This window comes from Rhodococcus sp. IEGM 1307 (assembly GCF_030056915.1).
GTDB classification, from domain to species: Bacteria; Actinomycetota; Actinomycetes; order Mycobacteriales; family Mycobacteriaceae; genus Rhodococcus_F; species Rhodococcus_F opacus_D.
In genome coordinates this window covers 238563-258784 of record NZ_JASHKW010000012.1, presented here as the reverse complement: position 1 = coordinate 258784, position 20222 = coordinate 238563, and the positions used below count along the sequence as shown (strand labels likewise).

The window sequence follows — 20222 nt, the reverse complement described above, 5'->3', positions numbered from 1 at the left end:
ACGGTCACTCGGCGTCGTGCAGGACCAGGCCGAGGGTCCGGCGGGTGCCGCGCCGAACGGTGCTGACACCGTGCCGTACCGGCCCGGTCGACCAACCGCGGGTCGAGCGCACGGGCCTGTCCCTGGTGGTGAAGATCAGCGCGTGCCCCTGCCGCAGCGTCGTCACCGTGCCCCGGGACTGGGCGCGGGGCCGCTGCTCGACGAGCATGAACTCCCCGCCCTCGTGGTCCACTCCCGGACGGTCGAGGCCGATCACCACCTGCAACGGGAACACGAGGTCACCGTAGAGGTCACGGTGCAGGGCGTTCCAGTCGTTCGCGCGATAGCTGAGCAGGATCGGTGTCGCCCGTTTCTGACCGGCGTCGTGGCACATGTCCAGCCATTCGTCGAGGGTGTCCGGCCACGGCGAGGGATTCCTCAGCTTGACCGCCCAGTCCCGTGCCACGGGAAGCAGTTTCGGGTAGAAGGCGGCACGGAGTTCGGCCACGACCTCCGGTAGCGGGTAGTCGAAGTACCGGTACTGTCCCGAGCCGAAGCGGTGCCGGGCCATGTCGACGGTGGACCGGAAACGCTCGACCTCCTCGTACATGTCCGCGATCTGCGCGCACTCCTCGGCAGTCAGGATCTGCTCCGATTGCGCGCATCCGGCGGCGTCGGTCTCGGCGTGAAGACCGTGCCAATCCAGATCGTTCACGCGTTGCGTCAAGGTAGTCATGCCGCTGCCTCCAAAGTCAGCAGGATCGACTTGGCTTCCGGCCCGCCCGCGTACTGGCCCATGCTGCCGTCGCTGCGGACCACCCGGTGGCAGGGAACCACGACCGGGAGCGGGTTGAGGGCGCAGGCGGTTCCGACCGCGCGCACTGCTTTCGGACTGCCCGCGGCCGCCGCGACCGCGGCGTAGCTCGCGGTGTGCCCGTAGTCGATTTCGGGAAGATGATGGAGAACCTCGAGCCGAAATCCCTTGGACAGCCTGAAATCCAGCGGGATGTCGAAGCTTGTGCGCTCACCGAGGAAGTATTCGTCGATCTCGTGGGCCACCCTGTCGAGCCGGGCGGGTGCGCGCAGGATCCGGGGACTGATCTGCTCGGCGAGGGTCTGTAGTACGGCGTCGTGATCCTGATTGGGGAAGGCGACCCGCACCAGCCCGCGATCGGTGGCGGCGAGCAGAAGCGAACCGACGGGGGTGTCGAGGGTCCGGTACGCGACGTCGAGGAGACCTGCCTCGGCGGCGAGGGCGGCGAGCCGCTCACGCAGTTTCTGCTCGACCGCGGAGTCCGACGCGGACAGGGCATAGACGATGTCGGGGATGTTCATGTGATGTCTCCACTCACAGAGATCGAGAGGGTCTTGCGTAGCGCCGCAATCCCGTCGGCGGCGGCCCGTCGCGACGCGTCCGGGGAGTTGCCAAGGATCACCGCGATCTCGGTGTACGGCAGCCCGGCCAGGTAGTGATACGCCACCGCAGCCCGTTGCTTCATCGGCAGGGCGCCGACCGCGTTCCACAACTCGGGGTCGTGACCGCCGGGAAGTCCGCGGTCGGTGGTCTGCTCGGGAAGCTCGTCGGTGGGGACGGGCCGCCGGTCACGCGCACGTATGTGGTCGAGCGCTTTCCGGTGCGCGATGGTCACCAGCCACGCCTCGATGTTGCTCCCGGGACGCAGGTCGGGGTACGCCCGCATCGCGGCGATGAACGTCTCCGACCAGGCGTCCTCGGCGTCCACCGGGCCGACCACGGCCCTGCAGACCCGCAGCACCGTCGGGCCGTGCTCGGCCACGACGTCTTCGAACGGTTTCAGGGTCATCGGCTCAGCCGGAGTCCCGCCCGTTCCGCTTCGCGTTCGAGCAGGAACCGTTTGCGGTCGAGCCCGCCCGCGTACCCCGTCAGGCTGCCGTTGCTCCCGATGACGCGGTGGCACGGAACGATGATGCTGATCGGATTTCTGCCGTTCGCCGCCGCCACCGCGCGAATCGCGGTCGGGGTGCCGAGGGAGTCGGCCAGCTGACCGTACGTCCACGTCTCGCCGTACGGGATCGTGCGCAGGGCGTCCCACACTCGTTGCTGGAACGGGGTGCCTCGCGCGGCGAGCGGGACGGTGAACTCGGTGCGCCTGCCGTCGAAGTATTCGGTGAGCTGGGTGATGGCCTCGTCGAAACCTGCGGTGTCGCGTTCCCCGAACGTCGCGGAATCGGGCTGGTGCCGGTGTTCGACCATGTAGATGCCGCTCAGCACCCCGTCGACGCTCACCAGCGTCAGGGGGCCGATCGGTGAATCGATGACTGTGTGTGCTGCTCGGTCGGCATTCACGGTGCCAATCCTTCCAGGTGTACGGGCCTCTGAAAGGTAGACGTCTGCCACGACCGAAACGTGAGGTGCGAAAGGCATCAGGCAGGATGGGCCGATGGCTCTCGTACAACTCGGCACCCGCGACCTGGTGCGTACCGTCACCGGGATCGTCCGGTGGTCGGCGGATACCGCTGAACTCGTCGTCTCCCTTCCCGGCCGGATCGGCACCCTCCTGGACCAGGTCGAGGAGCTGATTTCCCGCATCGAGGCGATCAGCGACGGCGCCGAGATCGCGGTGGCGAGGGCGAACGCGGTTGCGGAATCGGCGGCAACCGTCGTCGCCACGGCAGGGCACACATCCGCGTCGGCACAGACGCTGATCAGTCTGTACGAGCCGCTCGCGACGAAGGCCGCCCCACTGGCGCAGCGGTTCGTCGACGACCTCACCGAGGAGGAGATTCACGCCGCGATCGGGTTGGTGGACCACCTGCCCGAGCTGACCCTGCGCATGGAGGGGCTGATGCCGATCCTGGCGACCCTGGACACCGTGTCGCCGGAGATCCACCAACTCCTCGAGGAGGTCCAGGGCGTGCGCCAGGCGATCCAGGGCGTCCCCGGGTTCAAGTTCTTCCGCAAGCGCGGCGAGGCCCAGGAGGACGAGGACTACGCGCGGTAGCCGTCCGTTCCGGCGCGTCCCACGACGATCTTCGGGACCACCGCACGCGACGACAGCCGCAGCAGGGCGTCGACGAGTTCGACGATGTCGTTGACCTCGATCATCGCTTCGGGCGGGATCGTGTCGTGGATCCACGCGGACATGTCGGTGTCGACGTACGCGGGGGCGAGCGCGGTCGCGGAGACGCCGTTGCCCGACTCCTCGACGTTCAGCGTCTCGGTCAGGGAGATCAGCGCGGCCTTGGTCGCGCCGTAGACGGCGAGCCCCGCCTCGGCGTACACGCCGGTGATCGATGCCAGGGCCACGACCTTGGACCCGCGTCCCGGGTTCTCCGCCGCACCGGTCCGGAGCAGCGGCAGCGACTGCTGCAGCAGGCTGAACGGCGCCCGCAGGTTGACTCCGAGGCTCTTGTCGAATCGGCGCATGGGGAACTCGCCGATGGGGCCCGCGGTTCCGACCCCGGCATTGAGTACCAGCGCGTTCAGCGACCCGAACGCGTCGGTGTGCGCCTCGACGACGCGTCCCGCGGATTCCTCGTCGGCGAGGTCACCGGCGACCGCGACGACGTCCTTCGCGCCCGCGGTCCGCAGGTCGGCGGCTACGGACTCGAGCCGATCGCGATCGCGGGCGGTGATCGTCAGCCCGTACCCCTGTTCGGCGAGACGGGTGGCGATGCCGAGTCCGATGCCACGTGAGGCGCCGGTGATCAGTGCGGTGCGACTCATACGGTCTGTCCTTTCAGGGCGCGCAGGCCGGCCGCGATGAATTCGGGCACCGCGTCGCCCGCCTTGTCGAAACCTTCTCCGACGGTGGCGCCGACCCGGTAGCGGTGGTTGATGCCCTCGGCGATGACGGCGAGTTTGAAGTTCGCGAGCGCCAGGTAGAAGTTCCAGTGGACCAGTTCGCGCCCCGACGCCACGGTGTAGCGCTGCGCGAGGTCGTCGGCCGACGGCAGTCGCGGGCTCGTCCAGGCCGCCGGTTCGCCGAGCACCAGGTCGAGAGCCGGATGCCGGTAGACGCACATCAGGGCGACGTCGGTGAGCGGGTCGCCGAGGGTCGACAGTTCCCAGTCGACGACCGCCGCGACGGTGCTCACGTCGCCGGACGCGAGGATGGTGTTGTCGATGCGGTAGTCGCCGTGCACGATCGACGACTCCGACTGCTGCGGAATCGATTCGACGAGCGCGGCATGCAGGCGGTCGACGTCCGCGGAGTCCGTCGTCTTCACCCGCCCCCACTGGCTCGCCCACAATGTGACCTGCCGGGCCACGTACCCGTCCGGGCGGCCGAGCTCGCCCAGGCCGACGGCGTCGTAGTCGACGTTGTGCAACGCGCCGAGCACACGGACCAGTTCGTCGGTGCACGAGTCGATGTCGTCGCCGGACAGCGCCTCGAGATCCGACTTGGTCCGGATCACCTGACCCGTCACGTGTTCGACCACGGTGAACGGCGCGCCCATCACACTGTCGTCCTCGCACAGTGCGACGGTGGCGGCCACCGGGACGTCGGTGCCCTGCAGGGCCGAGGTGATGCGGAACTCGCGGGCCACGTCGTGCGCCGAGGGTGTGAGCCCCGCGGTGGGCGGCCTTCGCAGCACCCACCGCGAGGAGTCGTCGAAGATGGCGTAGGTGAGGTTGGACTTGCCGCCGGCGATCAGGTCGGCCCGCAACTCGCCGTCGAGAGGAACGTCCGACGCGGTCAGGAACTTCCGCAGCGCAACGAGATCGAGCCCCCGATGTTCGCTCATGCGCCCGCCTCCCGCGCGGCCTTCTTCGCGGCACCCACGACACGCTTGGCGATGGCCCAGCGGTGCACCTCGGACGGTCCGTCGTAGACGCGGAACGGTCGCACCTCGCGGGACAGCCGGGCGAGGGGCAGGTCGCCGGACACGCCGAGACCGCCGCACATCTGGATGGAGCGGTCGACGATGCGGAAGATGGCCTCGGACGCGTAGGTCTTGGCGATGGACGTGGAGTTGCTCGCGTGGCCGCCCTGATCGAGTTCCCAGCACGCCCGCGTCAACAGTGCCCGGCTGGCGGCGATGTCGATCTCGTTGTCTGCGACCATCTTCTGGACCATGCCCAGATCGCCCAGCTTGCCTCCGAAACCGTCACGCTGCGCGACGTGTGCCACGGCGACATCGTGGCCGCGACGCGCCGCTCCGAGCCAGCGCATGACGTGTGTCATCCGGGCGGGCCCGAGCCGGACCTGGGCGTAGGCGAATCCCTGGTCCACCTCGCCGAGAACCCCGCTGTCGGGGACGAACAGGTCGTCGAAGAACACCTCGCAGTGCCCACCGATCATCGCCCGGTCGAGGGTGTCGATGTGGCGGCCCACCCTCAGCCCGTCGGCGTCGGCCGGTGTGAGGAACATCGTGGCGCCGCCGCGGTCGCCGGGCACGCCGGACGTGCGGGCGAAGATGATGAAGAATCCCGCGCCGTCGGCGCCGGTGATGAAGTACTTGTGGCCGTTGATCTTCCACCCGCCCGGCACCTTTTCGGCGCGCGTGGTCAGCGCCGAGGGGTCCGAGCCGGCTCCGGGTGACGGCTCGGTCATGGCGAACGCCGACCGCATGTCGCCGTGCGCCAGCGGGGCGAGGAACCGCTCCTTCTGCTCGGGGCTGGCGATGTGCGCGAGCATGTGGACGTTGCCTTCGTCGGGTGCCCCGATGTTCAGGGCCGTCGGACCGAACAGCGAATAGCCCGCAGCCTCGAAGACGGGCGCGCGATCGGTCATGTTCAGGCCGTGCCCGCCGTACTCGACAGGTGCGTGCGGGGCGAAGACTCCGGCGTCCTTGGCTGCCTTCTGCAGCTCCACGCGCAGGGTGTCGCCACCAGCAGCGGTGATGTCGCCGCCGTGCTCGTCCTCGATGGGCAGCACGACTTCGCGGATGAACGCCTCGGTCTTCTCGACGAGCGCGGTCACCCCGGGTGCGTAGGACAGATCGATCGCCACAACTACCTCCAGTCAGTACGACGACTCCGGTACCGACCGATCACTCGCTCGGTCGAAGTCGTCCCCGACAATTCCACACCTTCGAAGGCCGGTCAAGACTCAGTCGGACGCGCCGACCGTGCTCCTCGCGATCGCCAGGTACCGCTCGACCAGTTCGTCGGGCGACAGCGGCCCGTCCTCCCGGTACCAGGTGGACACCGCGACGCACATCGTGACGACGGCACGGCTCGCGTCCTCCGGGAACGGTGTCCGGAACAGCCCGGCCGCCACCCCCTCGCGGACGATGTCGTCCAGCATCTCCTGCTGCTCGTCGCGCAGCGCGATGTACGCCTTCCGGCTCTCCGGTTCCATGCTCCGCGTCTCCCTGGACGCGACGAACGCCTGTTCACGCCGGTACATGTGGAACCGCAGCAACGACTCGATGACCGCGTCGAACCGCTCGCCCGGTGTCGGACCCGCCTCGGCCACCGCCGCATGGCTGCGATCGAGGAGTTCGCGCATCACCGCGTTCGTCAACCCCACCAGCAGCGCCTGCTTGGAGGGGTAGTGGTGATAGAGACCGGGGACCGACAGACCGGCGCGGGACGCGATCTCACGGATCGACGCGCCGTCGTACCCCTTCTCGACAAACGCCGCCAGCGCCGCGGCCAGAACCTTGGACAAGCCTTGGTCGGTGTACTCACGCCAGGAACTGCCGCGCTGGGTGCCCTCTACCGTCATGGGTCCTACGGTAGAACAGGCACCCGCCGCTCCCCTGCTGCGGTCGCGGGAGTTGACTAGAGTCGAACGAGGTCGCCCAGATCGACAGCCTTCTCCGACAGAGAGCCAGGGACCACCTGATGATCCACGTCCGTCACTCCGCGATCGCAGCCGTCCCCATCCACGTGGCGTTCGCGTACATCGACGATTACCGGACTGTCCCCGACTGGATGTTCGGAGTCTCGGAGTTCCGTCCGATCGGGGAATTCGACCAGGGGATGGAGTCGACCTTCGACGCCGCGATCCACATCGGCCCCAGCACCCTGCGGTCGCGGCTCGAGGTCACCGAGTGGGAGCAGGACCGGGTCATCACCCTGGCGTCGCTCGACGGCGCCGCCAACTCCTCGACCTGGGAGTTCACCGCAAACGGTGAGGACAAGACCGAGATCAGCGTGGACTTCGCGTACAAACTCCCCGGCGGTCTCGCCGGCAAGGCCCTCGGTCTCATCGTCGAACCGTTCGTCGAAACGGCCGTGAAGAACACCGAGGTGACCTTGCGGCACAACCTCGAGGAGCTGTACGCGAAGCGCAACCGCTAGCGTCCGGGCAGGAAAGCCACCCGTCCGACCGTTGTCCCCTCGCCGAGTCTCGCGATGCCGTCCGCGACGTCGGTGAGTCCGAGCCGCTCGCTGATCATCGGCTTGATCTCACCGGCCGCGGCCATCCTCGTCAGCTCGTCGTGGCACTCCCGGATCGCAGCGGGGTTGTAGGCGTTGTACAGCCCCCAATGCAGCCCGATGATCGAGTAGTTCTTGATCAGCGCATGGTTCAGCCCGGGCGACGGGATGGTGCCACTCGCGAATCCGATCACGATGATGCGACCCTCGAACGCGATGCACTTGGTCGACTTCGTGTAGGAGTCGCCGCCCACCGGATCGAACACGACGTCGGCACCGCGGCCGTCCGTGAAGTCCTTCACGGCCTGGACGAAGTCCTCGCTGTGCCGATCGATCACGAGGTCGGCACCGAGTTCCCGCGTATATGCCGCCTTCTCGGGCCCGCCGACGACGCCGATCACCTTGGCGCCTGCCGCCTTACCCAGCTGCACGGCCGCGCTGCCCACTCCGCCTGCCGCAGCCTGCACGAGCAGCGTTTCGCCGGGCTGGATCTGCGTCCTGCGGTGCAGCGCAAACCATCCCGTCTGGTACCCGATCGACAGCGCCGACGCCTCGGCGTCGTCGAGGGCCTCCGGAGCGGGGAACGCGGTGGCCGAGGACATGACGGCCAGCTCGGCGAACCCGCCGTTCGGCAGGCTCGGCATGCCGATCACCCGGTCGCCGACGGCGAACTCGGTGACACCCTCCCCCAGGCCCACCACCTCGCCGCACAGCTCCACACCGGGAGTGAACGGAAGCGGCGGCTTGATCTGGTACTCGCCGCGGCACAACAGCACATCCGGGAAGTTCGCGGCCGCCGAGAGCACCTTGACCAGCAACTCGCCGGGCTTCGGTTCGAGGTCGGGGACGTCCTCGAACGTCAGAACGTCCCTCGGCTGCCCCAATTCGTGTACACGCCACGCCTTCATCGATCAGTCCTTCGGTCCACCGGCGACGTAGACGACCTGACCCGACACGAATCCGGCGCCCTCGCTCACGAAGAACGATGCGGTGTGCGCGATGTCCTCGGGCTGCCCGACGCGGTTCACCGGGATCTGCGACGCCGCCGCCTTCTTGAAGTCCTCGAAGCCGACACCCACCCGCTCGGCGGTGGCGGCGGTCATCTCGGTCTCGATGAAGCCGGGCGCGATCGCGTTCGCGGTGACACCGAACTTGCCCAGCTCGAATGCCAGCGTCTTGGTGAAGCCCTGCATGCCTGCCTTGGCGGCGGAGTAGTTGACCTGCCCGCGGTTACCGAGCGCCGAGGTGCTCGAGAGGTTCACGATGCGCCCGAACTTGGCGTCCACCATGTACTTCTGCACGGCCCGCGACATCAGGAACGCGCCGCGCAGGTGCACGTTCATCACCGCGTCCCAGTCGTCGACGGTCATCTTGAACAGCAGGTTGTCGCGGGTGATCCCGGCATTGTTGATCAGGATCGTCGGGGCGCCCAGTTCGGCCGCCACCCGCTCGACCGCCGCGGCGACCGACGCCTCATCGGCGACATTTGCGCCCACGGCCAACGCTTCGCCGCCGGCGGACGTGATCGCGTCGACGGTTGCCGCGCAGGCGGACTCGTCGAGGTCGAGGACGGCGACCGCGTAGCCGTCGCCTGCCAGCCGCTTCGCGACGGCGGCGCCGATTCCCCGGGCCGATCCGGTGACGATGGCGGTTCTACGTTCCTGGCTCACTTGTTTCCTCCATGCTGGTTGTTCTCGGTCTTCGTACGGTATTTACGCAGTTCTCTTCTCGCGATGGACATCTTGTGGACCTCATCCGGTCCGTCCGCGAGACGCAATGCCCTCAGATGGGCGTACATCATGGCGAGGGGGAAGTCGTCGGTCACACCGGCCCCACCGTGCACCTGAATCGCCCGATCCACAATCTTCAACGCAATATTCGGAGCCGCCACCTTGATCGCCGCGATCTCCGTCCGCGCCTCCTTGTTCCCCACCGTATCCATCAGATACGCCGCCTTCAGCGTCAACAACCGAATCATCTCGATCTCGATCCGCGCCTCCGCAATCCAATCCTGAACATTCGCATTCTCACTGACCGGCTTACCGAACGTCACCCGCGACGACGCCCGACGACACATCAACTCCAACGCCCGCTCCGCCATCCCGATCGCCCGCATGCAATGGTGAATCCGACCCGGACCCAACCGCGCCTGCGAAATCGCGAAACCCTCCCCCTCGCCCTTCAGCACATCCTTGGCCGGCACCCGAACGTCGGCGAAATCGATCTCCGCATGCCCCTCCCGATCCTGATACCCGAACACCGGCAACCCCCGCATCACCGTCACCCCCGGCGCATCGATCGGCACCACCATCATCGACTGCTGCCGATGCGGCGCCGCCGACGGATCCGTCTTCCCCATCACGATCAACACCCGGCAATTCCGGTGCAACGCATTCGACGCGAACCACTTCCGCCCGTTCAGCACATACTCGTCACCGTCCCGGACCATCGACAACTGCACATTCGTCGCATCCGAACTCGCCACCGCCGGCTCCGTCATCGCGAACGCCGACGCCATCGTCCCCTCCAGCAACGGCGTCAGATACTTCTCCTTGTGCTCCGCCGTACCGAACAACTCGAGCACCTCCATGTTGCCCGTATCCGGCGCATTGCAATTGCACGCCTCCGACGCAATATGACTGCGCCCCATGATCTCCGCCAACGGCGCATACTCGAGATTCGTCAACCCCGCACCCGTCCCCGGATGCGGATGAAACAGATTCCACAACCCCCGACGCCGCGCCTCAACCTTCAACTCCTCCAACACCGGCGGCTGGAAATGCGGATCCCCCGACTCCCGCATCTGCTCCTCGTACACCACCTCCGCCGGATACACATGCGAATCCATGAACTCCAGCAGATCGGTCTGGTATTGCCGGGCGCGATCGGATAAGTCGAACAGCGACATGCGGACTCCTCGTGCGGTCGGGTCAGGACGGCTGGGCGAGGAGCGAGGCCTGGTAGCGGCGCATTCCCCGGATCCATCTGTCGTAGTCGGTGCCCTTGTGCCGATACATCTCCAGCACTTCGGGGTGCGGAAGGATCAGGAACTGTTCGGCTTCCATTGCGGCGAGCACGCATTCGGCCACCTCGGACGGTTCGAGCACCGAACCCGCGGTGGTGACGGCGCGTGCGGCGGTGGCCGACAGGGCGGCGTCGTCGGTGAGCAGCTTGGTGTTGACGCCCATCGGGCACAGGCAACTGACGCGGACGCCCTTGTCGCCGTACGTGACGGACAGCCATTCAGCGAATCCGACGGCGGCATGTTTGGTCACCGAGTAGGGGGCGGAACCGATCTGGGTAAGCAGCCCGGCGGCCGAGGCCGTGCTGACGAAGTACCCCTCACCGCGCTCGATCCAGCCGGGGACCAGGCGGCGTGCGGCCCGGATGTGCGCTCGGACGTTCACGTCGAGGGCAAGGTCCCACACCGCATCGTCGGGTTCGAGGCCCTCCCCGGCCGCGACGCCCGCGTTGGCGAAGTAGAGGTCGACGGGGCCGAAGGCGTGCTCCGCAGCGTCGATGACCGAGCCGATCTGCGCGTCGTCGGACGCGTCGGCACCGCGGGCGATCGAGGCCCCTGGACGCGTCGCGTTGATCCGGTCCGACACCGCCTGGGCCGATGCGGCATCGAGATCGGTGACGACTACCCGGGCCCCCTCGGCGGCGAGCCGCTCCGCGAGCGCACCGCCGATTCCACCTCCGCCACCGGTGACGATGGCGACCTTCTGCGCAACCTGCACGAGATTCCTCCCTCGAGGGGACACGGACGTGGCCCCAGTCTTCCACAGAAAACACCTGAACCCGGTGTCGGATTCAGTTTCGTCGACCTGGGTATCCCCACGCGATCACGCCGTCGGAGAGAGCTCAGCTCCGCTCGGGGAACCTCAGTCCATTTGCCCAGATGCGCGTCGTGGTGAACACGACGTCGTCGAAGTCGACGGGAGTGCCGTCGGTCCCGTTCACGCTGGCCACGAACACGTTGTACGCCAACCGGCTGACCATCCCCGACAACGCCCGTGAGGCAAGCATCGGGTCGAGTTCCTTATCTGCGATGCCCCGCGCCTGCAGTTCCGCGATGCCCCGCGCGTTGCGCGCGATGAACGCGTCGGCCCGCTGGCGCCGCAGGTCCGCGAACGCTGGGTCGATGTGCGCGACCTGCTCCAGCAGCCCCATCAACTTGGCGTTACGCCGGTAGGCCTCCAGGTAGGCGCGGTTACTCGCCTCCAGGACGGCGTACGGGTCGTCGGTGTCCTGCACCCGTTTCATGCCCGGGTGCATCATGTCTTCCTGCGCCACCTCCAGTACGGCGGCGAACACCTGTTCCTTGTTGTCGAAGTAGGTGTAGAACGACCCCGTCGAGCAGTTGGCTTCCTTCGTGATGTCGGTGAGCCTGGCATCGAGGTACCCGGACCGCTCGAACACCGTCCGCGCGGCCGCCACCAACGCCGCGCGCGTGCGTGCACCGCGCGGGGTCGCCGGAGGCTCCCGCAACAGATCGGTGGCCGCCATCGACGGGGCGGGCTGGTCGTCCCACTCTTCATGGACGGTGCGCGTGGTCATTTCCTACTTATACGCCAGCACGGCAGCCCCGCCCAACCCGACGCTCAGGTGATGGTGATGCCGCCGTCCACCGCGATCGTCTGACCGGTGACGTACGCGGCAGCGTCCGAAGCGAGCCAGACGACGGTCGCGGCCAGCTCCTCCGGGTCACCGAGGCGACCGAGAACGAGCCGCGATTTCATCGATTCGAGGTACCCGTCCTGGTACTGGTCCGTCATCTCCGTCTCGAAGAATCCGGGAGCGATCGCATTCACCCGGATGCCCTTGCGGGCACCCCACTGCTGCGCCAGGTCGCGAGTGAGACCGATGACCCCGGCCTTGCTCGCGGCGTACGCGGCCTGCGGAAGTCCCGCGGTGGTGAGACCGAGCACGCTCGCGATGTTCACGATCGCACTGCCCGGCTTCATGACCTTGCCCGCCGCCTGCGCCGCCCAGTAGGAACCGTTCAGGTTGATGTCGACGACCTGCCGGAACTGCTCCGGCGTCTCCCGCGTCGCGGGGACTGCCGTACCGACGCCGGCGTTGTTGACGAGCACGTCCACGCGGCCGAACTTCTCCATGGCCGCGTCGATCATGTTCTGCGCCTGAGCCGGGTCGGCGATATCCGTCGCAACGCACAGCGCCTGACGTCCGGCGGCCCGCACCAGTTCGGCGGTCTTCTCGAGACGGTCGGTGCGGCGCGCTGCCAGCACCACGTCGGCGCCGGCCTCCGCCGCGGCCTGCGCGAACGCCACCCCGAGGCCCGACGACGCACCGGTCACGACGACCACCCGATCGGTCAAGCTGAACTTGTCGAGAACGGACATACGAAGCGACTCCTTTGTCGTCGGGCTACGGGGTACGGGTTCAGAGGCCGAGGTCGCGTCCGATCAGTTCCTTCATGATCTCGTTGGAACCGGCCCAGATCTTGGTGACACGGGCATCCATCCATGCACGGGCGGCACGGTACTCGGTCATGAATCCGTAGCCACCGTGCAGCTGCACGCAGTGGTCGAGGACCTCGTTCTGCACCTGAGCAGTCCACCACTTGGCCTTGGCTGCGTCCACTGCGGTGAGCTCACCGTCGGCGTGTGCGGCGACGCAGTTGTCGACGTAGGCCTGGGTGACCTCGACACGGGTGACGAGGTCCGCGAGGAGGAACTTGTTCCACTGCAGCGAGCCGATGGACTGGCCGAATGCCTTGCGGTCCTTGGCGTACTGGATCGTCTCTTCGAGGATCGGCGCGGCGTGCGCGATGTTCGAGACGGCGGCGCCGACACGCTCCTGCGGCAGCATCTCCATCATGTGGATGAATCCGCGGTCGATCTCACCGATGATGTTCGTCGACGGCACACGCACGTTCTCGAAGAACAGCTCGGCGGTGTCCGACTCGTGCTGGCCGACCTTGTCGAGCTTGCGGCCGCGCTCGAAGCCCTCCATGCCCGTCTCGACGGCGAACAGGGTGATGCCCTTGGACTTCTTCTCGGGACTGGTGCGCGCCGCGACGATCACGAGGTCGGCGTTGTAGCCGTTGGTGATGAACGTCTTGGAACCGTTGATGATCCAGTCGTCGCCGTCCTTGACCGCGGTGGTCTTGAGCGAGGCGAGGTCGGAACCGCCGGAAGGCTCTGTCATGCCGATCGCGGTGAGCAGTTCACCGGTGCAGAACTTGGGCAGCCAGCGCTGCTTCTGCTCCTCGGTCGTGAGCTGCACGAGGTACGGCGCGACGACGTCGGCGTGAATGCCGAAGCTCGACGACACGGCGGCACTCGCCCGCGAAAGCTCCTCGGCGAGAACCGCGTTGAACCGGTAGTCGCCGGCCTCGCTTCCGCCGTATGCCTCGGGGACCTCGAGTCCGAGGAATCCGTTGCGGCCCGCTTCGAGCCAGATCTCGCGGTCGATGAAGCGCTGCTCGATGAGCTTGTCGGCCACCGGCAGGAGGTTGCGGTTCACGAACTCCCGGGCCGATTCGCGGAATGCCTCGTGATCGGGGCCGTACAGGGTGCGTCGCATGACCGCTCCTTTGTCGAAATCCAGCTGACTGTGTCCACGCTTTCCAGCATGTAAGCGTGTGCTTATTTTATAAGCGCTTGCTTATACTGATGGCGCGGCGCGGTATTGTCAACAGCCGCGCAGCCGAGGATGGAGAAAGACATGAGCGAATCACCGAACCAGGTGATCAGCCCTTCCAAGGCTGCCGCCCGCATCCGAGCCGCAGCCGTCGACGCATTCGCGACCAGCGGTTACGGGGGCACCACTACCCGCGAGATCGCCGCCCGCCTCGACATGAGCCCCGCCGCGATGTACCCGCACTACCGATCCAAAGAGGAGCTGCTCTTCGCGATCAGTTACGAAGGCCACACCGCGGCACTCGACGTTGTCGTGAGCGCAGACCTCCCCGACGAGGCACCCTCGACGAGGCTGCAGGCGCTGATCGGCGCATTCGCGAGCTGGCAGGCCACGCACCACGCACAGGCTCGTGTCGTGCAGTACGAGCTCAACGCACTCACGCCCGAGCACTATCGCGACGTGGTCAAACTGCGCCGTGACATCACCCACATCGTCCGCGCCGTCGTCGACGCCGGGGCAGCATCCGGCGAATTCACGGTCCCCGACAGCGAAGGCGTCACCCTCGCCCTCATGTCTCTGTGCGTCGACATCTGCCGCTGGTTCCCGGCCGGCGCCTACACCGAGCCCGAGGCCGTCGCGGACCTCTACGCCGACCTCGCCATGCGCATGGTGGGTGCCGGCTAGGTATTGCCAAGGTCCCGCGGGGTCGGCTAAACTAGAACATACGTTCGATTCGGGGGAATCGGCGGCAGCCGGGGGGTCGGGGTGGATGCAGCAGCGGTAACCGCATTTCTGGCCGAGTTACCGAAACTCGACCGGGATATCGACGATGCGACGCGCATCGACGTACTTCGCACACTCGAAGAGGTGAAAGCCGCCTGTGCGGGCGTGCAAGCCCGGGTGACCGCAGACCTCGACGCCTCCATCCGCACCGCACGAGCAGACCGCCAAGTGCCGGTCGCACATCGAGGGCGCGGTATCGCCAACCAGGTGGCGTTGGCACGACGGGACTCACCGTTTCGAGGTGGCCGTCATCTCGGCATGGCCACCGCTCTGGTCCACGAGATGCCCCGCACCTTGGCGCTGCTCGAACGAGGGGTCCTCAGCGAGTGGCGGGCAACGATCCTCGTCCGCGAAACCGCGTGCCTCACCCGAGAAGACCGCACCGCACTCGATTACCTGCTGTGCGCCGACCCGGCAACATTGGACGGGCTCGGCGACCAGGCGGTGTGCGCGAAAGTTCGCGCGGCCGCTGCAGAAGTCGACGCCGAGGCCATGGTGCGACGGGCCCGCAAGGCGGTATCGGACAGGAGGGTCACCTCCCGCCCGCACCGGACACCATGGCGTACGTCAGCGCTCTGCTGCCGGTGGCACAGGGGGTCGCGGTGCACGCGACTCTCGCCCGTGACGCCGATTCCATCCTCGCCGCCGGTGACGAGCGAACGCGGTCGCAGATCATGGCCGACCTCCTCGTCTCCCGAGTGACCGGCACGCCCCACACCGCGACGACACCTCCGATCACCGTCAACCTCGTGATATCCGACCGCGCGCTCCTCGACCGAGGGTCCGAGCCCGCCTACGTGCAGGGGTACGGTCCCGTCCCCGCGGCACTCGCGGGGCACTGGATACATGAGGCGGTCCAGGCCACGATCGATCCGGAAACCGGGGACGAGGCGCGGGTGACCCTGCGCCGCCTGTACGCGAACCCGCACTCCGGAGCCCTGACCGCAACCGAGTCCCAGGCCCGCTGCTTCCCCGCCGGGTTGGCGAGGATGATCGATCTGCGCGATCGAACGTGCCGGACACCGTGGTGCGATGCGCCGATCCGGCATCACGACCACATCCAACCCCGCGAATACGAGGGCCCGACCACCGCACACAACGGCGCCGGCCTGTGCGCGGCCTGCAACTACGCCAAACAAGGCGCAGGGTGGAACGCCAAACCCCACCAGCTGCCCGGCGGACTGCACAAGATCGAGATCCACACCCCCACCGGACACCGGTACCGATCAACCGCACCACCACTACCGAAACCGTTGCCGTTCCGTGAGGTTCAGATCAGCTCACCAGTGGAACGCATCCTGATCGAATACCTCCACGCGGCCTGAACATCGGGTCGCTGCACACTAGACCGAGTGACACACCTGTGCGGTAGCATCTCCGCACGCGGCCGTGGGGGTCCTGTCGAGTACTGGGGGATGGGGATGAGCAAAACACTGTGTCTGGAAGATGACGCAATCCAACGATGCGTGGGCATCTGCAACACGATGATCGAGCAGATGGATCAGGCGATTAAGTATGCCGACCAATTGAGGTACGTCTCAGGTTTTGGTGGATTCGACTCAGCCAAGGAACTCCAAGGTCGGTACGACGACAAGTTCAACGGCGGCGATGGCTCCGGTTCCGTCAGGGAGCGCCTTAATCAGTTTCGTCTCGTTATTGAGACTATGCGGGACACCTTTCAGGCTGGGGGCGCCGCGTTTGCAGATACCGACAGCGCCATTGTGCGGGCACTGGCCGGAATCCACGGAGAAATCGAACAATGAAAAGCAACGCAATCGCTCTGGCTGCAGTCTCATTGGCACTCTTGGCCGGGTGTGGCACACCCGAGGTTAAACCTCAACCGGAGGCTGAATCCGTGGTCACGCCTACCCGGGTTCCCAGACACGTCGACCAGTCCGACCGCCCTCAGGTCCCTTCGACCCTTGCCTCGACATCCCAGACACCACCCTTGCCCAGGCTGGCTACGATCCGGCGAGCGAGACGAACGCCGACTTCAAGGGCGGCAGCTACACCTTTCTCGGCTGTGGCTATGACACTCCTCAGCGCCGCTACGTCATGAACGTGCTGTCCGGGAACATCACGTTCGCAGAAGAACAAGAGAAGAAGAAGGACCACTCGACACCCATCGATATCAACGGTCGTCGCGCGATCTTGATCTTCGATCCACGTGTGTCCGACGCATGTGACCTCAGCATCGAAACCCCGTATGGCATCCTCGGCTTCACGCGCAGCGTGTTCGAGGGAAACGGCAAGCATGCGCCCGAATCCGAATGGTGCGCAGGGCTCGAGGACACCGCCCGAATCATTGAGCCGCTCATTCCGAAGGGGGCCTGACAATGGCACCGAAGGACCCGCTCGCTCCCTTCTTCGAAGCTGTGCTGCCCAGTGGCGCCGGCGATCAGCACCGCAGCAAGCTTCATAGGTCGGCGGAGCAACTCGGATCGGACGAAATAGACCCTCCATATATCACCACGATGGAGAGTTTCGAGGGCTGGCAACACTCGGAGATTTACGCGAAAACGCAGGAAATGAACCCCGACGACATCGGCGGGCTCGCTCAGGCCTGCCACGCCATCGTCGGCTCACTACCCATCGGGTTCGGGTTTGCCCTGCTCAAGAACACGATTGCCGAAAAGTGGGAGGGCGCGGCCGCCGACGCGGCACTCGCGGCGACGGATACCCTAGCGGGTGCGAGTGACCAGTTGACCTCGGGCGTTCAAGCAATTGGCGTGAAGCTCGACATTCTCAGCAGTGCTGCGCAGGACGTGAAAAACAGCATCCCCGCACCGATGTCGGAGCAACCCCTCAGCCTTCTTCCCCTCACACCTACTGCCGCAGAGGCTCAGGAAGCAGCGCGGGATGCGGCGAGGGAAGAGGCCATTCGGAAGCTGCAGAACATCTACGTCCCGAATTACCAAGACGTGGGCACGAATGTGCCGGTCCTTCCTGCGCCACACTCACCCAACGGCAGGATCGATTCCGTCGATCCGAACTTCACTGTGCCGAACTCGGGCAGTCCCGGTTCCTGGGGCACAACCGACAGCAATACCTCCTCTGCGTCGGGCGAGGGCGATTCGTCGGCGAACGGGGCGAACCCCGCGGACGGGGATTCCGCAGGGGATGATGCTGCGGCGACGTCCGCGGCGAATGCCGAAGCCGCTGCGAATCCGGTCGCCGGGGCTGGATCCGGCTCGGCCGCACAGACTGCCGCTGCGAATGCGCAGAATGCGGTCGGCGCGGGTTCGCAGTCCGGCACGGGCGCGGGCGCCGCGGGTTATGGCGGCGGACTCGTCGGAGGTTCGCGGTCCGGTGCCGGCGGCTCGGGCGTGGGGGGTTCGGCGTCGAGCGCGCGCCGGAAGAATGACAAGCGCGAGTCGGAGTCCAACTCGAGCGGTGTGGTTCCGGGTGGTCCGATCCCGTCCGGTGGCGCCGCGGCCGGCGCAGGGGCGCCTGCCGCTGCTGCGGCGGCGACCCCGGTGAAACCGAGCATGAGTCGACCCGGAATGGGTATGGCACCCGGGATGATGGGTGCACCCGGTCGAGCAGGCGGCAACGGCGATGGCGACACGGAGCATCAGACGCCGAGCTACCTCATCACCGTCGACAACGGCAACGAACTGATCGGCACACTCGACCCCGTCGCACCCCCGGTGATCGGCGCATGAACTGGCGGCTGACGTCAGCCCAGTTCATGTGCCTCTGGGAGGCAACCGATCTCGACCGGATGCCGTACCCGCTGCAATACCGGTCCGCGGCCGCGACGGAAGACCAGTACGCCCTCCAGCAACGCGAGTTGGAGCAGTGGCGGACCGCGCTCGACGAACCGAAACTGGTCGCCGCGATCCAGGCGCTCCGGGATCCGCACTTGTCCGTCACGGTGCTCGCCCCCTCCCCCGAACTCGAGTCGGGGCTTCGCCGGAGGGGCAGCATCCGTGGCAGGGTCGCCGTCGTTGCCGAACAGTTGCGCGGCGCACCGGGCCGCGGCGACATCCGGATCGACGCCGGCACCGCGGGCGTCGATTGGCTGACCACCCAACTCCTGAAAGACCTGCCCGACTGTGCGCCCGGACGGACCCCGTCCCTGACTGCGCACCCCGACGACCTCGAGAACCGAGGCAGCGGTACTTCCGTCCTGCAGAACGCCCGAGCCTCCGACGGCACTCTCCTGCGAAGGATCGTGGGCCGGCCACGGACCGGAATCGGGTATATCTGCATTCGGGGTGCTCGCAACGGGCTCGACGAGCCCGTTCTGGGTGAACTGACCTGGATCGACGTCGAAGCGGACGGCCGGTACCTCTATCACCAGGACGACCGTGTTCACCTGCGGTCCGCGACAGTCCGGTTGGTTCGCGACGAGCTGTCGAAACGCGTGTCGGCGGCCGTCGCCAACCCTTCGCCGACCCGCGGCTGAGCGTTACCCTTGTCCCATGACCGATCGGGACAGGGACGGGACGGGGAAACCCCTCAACGCGCGCCCCCGCGATGAGCTCGGCCGACCCCTGCCGCACGACGCCGAGGGGGTGCCGCGTATCCCCGACGACCTCCGATTACCACCCGACGAGGCGATCACCGAGGCTCAGCGTCTACTCGACCACGGCATGCCGTTCCATGCCCACGAGATCCTCGAGGGTACGTGGAAGATCGCCCCCGAGGACGAGAGGGAGCTGTGGCAGGGGCTCGCCCAGCTCGCGGTGGGTCTCACCCATCTGATGCGGGGCAACAAGACCGGTGCGCGGTCACTGCTGCGCCAAGGCCACGACCGGATCCGGCATTACGAGGTGGAGGCGCCGCACGGCCTCGACATCGCCGGCCTCCTGACGTGGTCGGAACACCTCACGGACGAGATCGATCGCGTCGACCCACTGCCGGCGGCGCCCGTACCCCGATTGAGAATCCCCTGATGACTCTGCTTCCCATGTTCCCGCTGGGCTCGACGATGCTGCCCGGTCAGCAGCTCCCCCTCCACGTGTTCGAACCCCGCTACCAGGAACTGGTCCGCGACTGCCTGGACTCACCGGACGGTCCCCGTTTCGGGGTCGTTCTCATTGCCCGCGGCAACGAGGTGGGCGGCGGCGATGTCCGCCACGATGTCGGCACCATCGCGCGGATCGAATCCCACGCGTCGATCGGCGAGGGGCGGTACGAGCTGTTCTGCCGCACCGAGGAACGGATCAAGGTGTCGAAGTGGTTGCCCGACAACCCGTATCCGATCGCCGAGGTGGATGTGTGGCCGGACGAGAACACCGGGACCCAGACAGCGGATTACGAATTCCCGTCCCTCATCGAGAGACTCGAATTCCTGTACGGCCTCCTCCGCCGTCTCGCGACGGAGACCGGCAACGTTCCGCCCGACGTTCCCGTCATCGGCGGTTTCCGCGGGTCGCTCGGCACGAGGCTCTACGAGATCGCCACCTACATTCCGATGGGGGACGCCGACCGCCTGCAGATCCTCGCTGCGGCCGGCGCGGACGAACGCCTGCGGGAGGTGTCCGAGGCGATCGAGAACGCCATCGAAATGGTCCAGTTCCGGCTGATGTGA

General features: G+C 66.8%; 24 protein-coding genes and 1 pseudogene. 10 read left to right on the top strand and 15 right to left on the bottom strand.

All coding sequences use genetic code 11. The features are described from left to right. Nucleotides 1-4: 4 nt before the first annotated feature. The 4 genes from QM841_RS24155 to QM841_RS24140 are packed head-to-tail and all read right to left on the bottom strand — an operon-like array spanning nucleotide 5 to nucleotide 2305. A complete protein-coding gene (locus tag QM841_RS24155; RefSeq protein ID WP_283333905.1) occupies nucleotides 5-715 on the bottom strand; it encodes a 2OG-Fe(II) oxygenase in 711 nt (236 codons plus the stop codon). After that, nucleotides 712-1314 (bottom strand): methylated-DNA--[protein]-cysteine S-methyltransferase, encoded by a 603-nt coding sequence (locus QM841_RS24150; protein WP_283333903.1) that lies wholly within the window; start codon nucleotides 1312-1314, stop codon nucleotides 712-714. The genes QM841_RS24155 and QM841_RS24150 overlap by 4 nt, the downstream gene beginning before the upstream one ends. After that, nucleotides 1311-1802, bottom strand: coding sequence for an RNA polymerase sigma factor (locus QM841_RS24145; protein WP_283333901.1), 492 nt, complete (start codon nucleotides 1800-1802; stop codon nucleotides 1311-1313). Before QM841_RS24145 ends, QM841_RS24150 begins: the two co-directional genes overlap by 4 nt. Next, a complete protein-coding gene (locus tag QM841_RS24140) occupies nucleotides 1799-2305 on the bottom strand; it encodes a methylated-DNA--[protein]-cysteine S-methyltransferase (RefSeq protein WP_283333899.1) in 507 nt (168 codons plus the stop codon). The genes QM841_RS24145 and QM841_RS24140 overlap by 4 nt, the downstream gene beginning before the upstream one ends. A 94-nt stretch (nucleotides 2306-2399) precedes the next feature. On the opposite strand from QM841_RS24140, the gene QM841_RS24135 reads away from it, so the two are divergent. Next, nucleotides 2400-2960 carry a ribulose 1,5-bisphosphate carboxylase large subunit gene (locus QM841_RS24135; RefSeq protein ID WP_280780415.1) on the top strand — a complete coding sequence of 187 codons (561 nt, stop codon included), beginning with the start codon at nucleotides 2400-2402 and terminating at the stop codon, nucleotides 2958-2960. Here the strand turns inward: QM841_RS24135 and QM841_RS24130 are convergent. The 4 genes from QM841_RS24130 to QM841_RS24115 form a co-directional block, all read right to left on the bottom strand. Further along, the gene (locus tag QM841_RS24130; protein WP_283333896.1) at nucleotides 2948-3685 is read right to left on the bottom strand and encodes an SDR family NAD(P)-dependent oxidoreductase; all 738 of its coding nucleotides are present in this window, start codon (nucleotides 3683-3685) and stop codon (nucleotides 2948-2950) included. The two genes, QM841_RS24135 and QM841_RS24130, sit on opposite strands and share 13 nt — an antisense overlap. Further along, a complete protein-coding gene (locus QM841_RS24125) occupies nucleotides 3682-4707 on the bottom strand; it encodes a phosphotransferase family protein (protein WP_105423309.1) in 1026 nt (341 codons plus the stop codon). The genes QM841_RS24130 and QM841_RS24125 overlap by 4 nt, the downstream gene beginning before the upstream one ends. After that, entirely contained in the window at nucleotides 4704-5915 is a 1212-nt protein-coding gene (locus QM841_RS24120) for an acyl-CoA dehydrogenase family protein (protein WP_009480718.1), read from the bottom strand. The genes QM841_RS24125 and QM841_RS24120 overlap by 4 nt, the downstream gene beginning before the upstream one ends. A gap of 99 nt (nucleotides 5916-6014) precedes the next feature. Next, nucleotides 6015-6635 carry a TetR/AcrR family transcriptional regulator gene (locus QM841_RS24115; protein ID WP_007296545.1) on the bottom strand — a complete coding sequence of 207 codons (621 nt, stop codon included), beginning with the start codon at nucleotides 6633-6635 and terminating at the stop codon, nucleotides 6015-6017. A gap of 119 nt (nucleotides 6636-6754) precedes the next feature. Here QM841_RS24115 and QM841_RS24110 point away from each other — a divergent pair, with 119 nt between their 5' ends. Next, nucleotides 6755-7213, top strand: coding sequence for an SRPBCC family protein (locus QM841_RS24110; RefSeq protein ID WP_280780417.1), 459 nt, complete (start codon nucleotides 6755-6757; stop codon nucleotides 7211-7213). Here QM841_RS24110 and QM841_RS24105 read toward each other — a convergent pair. From QM841_RS24105 to QM841_RS24075, 7 genes are all read right to left on the bottom strand, one after another. After that, the gene (locus QM841_RS24105) at nucleotides 7210-8199 is read right to left on the bottom strand and encodes an NADPH:quinone oxidoreductase family protein (protein ID WP_283333892.1); all 990 of its coding nucleotides are present in this window, start codon (nucleotides 8197-8199) and stop codon (nucleotides 7210-7212) included. The genes QM841_RS24110 and QM841_RS24105 overlap by 4 nt on opposite strands. A gap of 3 nt (nucleotides 8200-8202) precedes the next feature. Beyond that, a complete protein-coding gene (fabG, locus tag QM841_RS24100) occupies nucleotides 8203-8961 on the bottom strand; it encodes a 3-oxoacyl-ACP reductase FabG (protein WP_283333890.1) in 759 nt (252 codons plus the stop codon). Further along, complete coding sequence (locus tag QM841_RS24095; RefSeq protein WP_283333889.1) at nucleotides 8958-10199, bottom strand: acyl-CoA dehydrogenase family protein; 1242 nt, start codon at nucleotides 10197-10199, stop codon at nucleotides 8958-8960. Before QM841_RS24095 ends, fabG begins: the two co-directional genes overlap by 4 nt. A gap of 22 nt (nucleotides 10200-10221) precedes the next feature. After that, on the bottom strand, nucleotides 10222-11031 hold the full coding sequence (locus tag QM841_RS24090) for an SDR family oxidoreductase (RefSeq protein ID WP_283333887.1): 810 nt from the start codon (nucleotides 11029-11031) through the stop codon (nucleotides 10222-10224). Nucleotides 11032-11155: 124 nt separating this feature from the next. Then, the gene (locus tag QM841_RS24085) at nucleotides 11156-11851 is read right to left on the bottom strand and encodes a TetR/AcrR family transcriptional regulator (protein WP_005569496.1); all 696 of its coding nucleotides are present in this window, start codon (nucleotides 11849-11851) and stop codon (nucleotides 11156-11158) included. Nucleotides 11852-11895: 44 nt separating this feature from the next. Then, complete coding sequence (locus QM841_RS24080) at nucleotides 11896-12657, bottom strand: SDR family NAD(P)-dependent oxidoreductase (RefSeq protein WP_005251443.1); 762 nt, start codon at nucleotides 12655-12657, stop codon at nucleotides 11896-11898. A 40-nt stretch (nucleotides 12658-12697) separates the two neighbouring features. Further along, nucleotides 12698-13843 carry an acyl-CoA dehydrogenase family protein gene (locus QM841_RS24075; RefSeq protein ID WP_283333885.1) on the bottom strand — a complete coding sequence of 382 codons (1146 nt, stop codon included), beginning with the start codon at nucleotides 13841-13843 and terminating at the stop codon, nucleotides 12698-12700. A gap of 141 nt (nucleotides 13844-13984) precedes the next feature. Here QM841_RS24075 and QM841_RS24070 point away from each other — a divergent pair, with 141 nt between their 5' ends. From QM841_RS24070 to QM841_RS24035, 8 genes and pseudogenes are all read left to right on the top strand, one after another. After that, nucleotides 13985-14584: a TetR/AcrR family transcriptional regulator gene (locus QM841_RS24070; protein WP_283333883.1), complete on the top strand. Its 600-nt coding sequence runs from the start codon at nucleotides 13985-13987 to the stop codon at nucleotides 14582-14584. 81 nt (nucleotides 14585-14665) lie between these two features. Then, nucleotides 14666-16008 (top strand): annotated as a pseudogene (locus QM841_RS24065) (HNH endonuclease signature motif containing protein). Nucleotides 16009-16104: 96 nt separating this feature from the next. After that, nucleotides 16105-16446 (top strand): hypothetical protein, encoded by a 342-nt coding sequence (locus QM841_RS24060; RefSeq protein WP_283333882.1) that lies wholly within the window; start codon nucleotides 16105-16107, stop codon nucleotides 16444-16446. Between the two features lie 88 nt (nucleotides 16447-16534). After that, entirely contained in the window at nucleotides 16535-17017 is a 483-nt protein-coding gene (locus tag QM841_RS24055; protein ID WP_349307415.1) for a DUF3558 domain-containing protein, read from the top strand. A 2-nt stretch (nucleotides 17018-17019) separates the two neighbouring features. Continuing rightward, nucleotides 17020-18348, top strand: a complete 1329-nt coding sequence (locus QM841_RS24050) for a hypothetical protein (RefSeq protein WP_283333880.1) — start codon at nucleotides 17020-17022, stop codon at nucleotides 18346-18348. Further along, entirely contained in the window at nucleotides 18345-19094 is a 750-nt protein-coding gene (locus tag QM841_RS24045; protein ID WP_283333878.1) for an ESX secretion-associated protein EspG, read from the top strand. The genes QM841_RS24050 and QM841_RS24045 overlap by 4 nt, the downstream gene beginning before the upstream one ends. 16 nt (nucleotides 19095-19110) lie before the next feature. Continuing rightward, the gene (locus tag QM841_RS24040) at nucleotides 19111-19584 is read left to right on the top strand and encodes a DUF309 domain-containing protein (protein WP_283333876.1); all 474 of its coding nucleotides are present in this window, start codon (nucleotides 19111-19113) and stop codon (nucleotides 19582-19584) included. Further along, nucleotides 19584-20222, top strand: coding sequence for an LON peptidase substrate-binding domain-containing protein (locus QM841_RS24035; protein ID WP_283333874.1), 639 nt, complete (start codon nucleotides 19584-19586; stop codon nucleotides 20220-20222). Before QM841_RS24040 ends, QM841_RS24035 begins: the two co-directional genes overlap by 1 nt.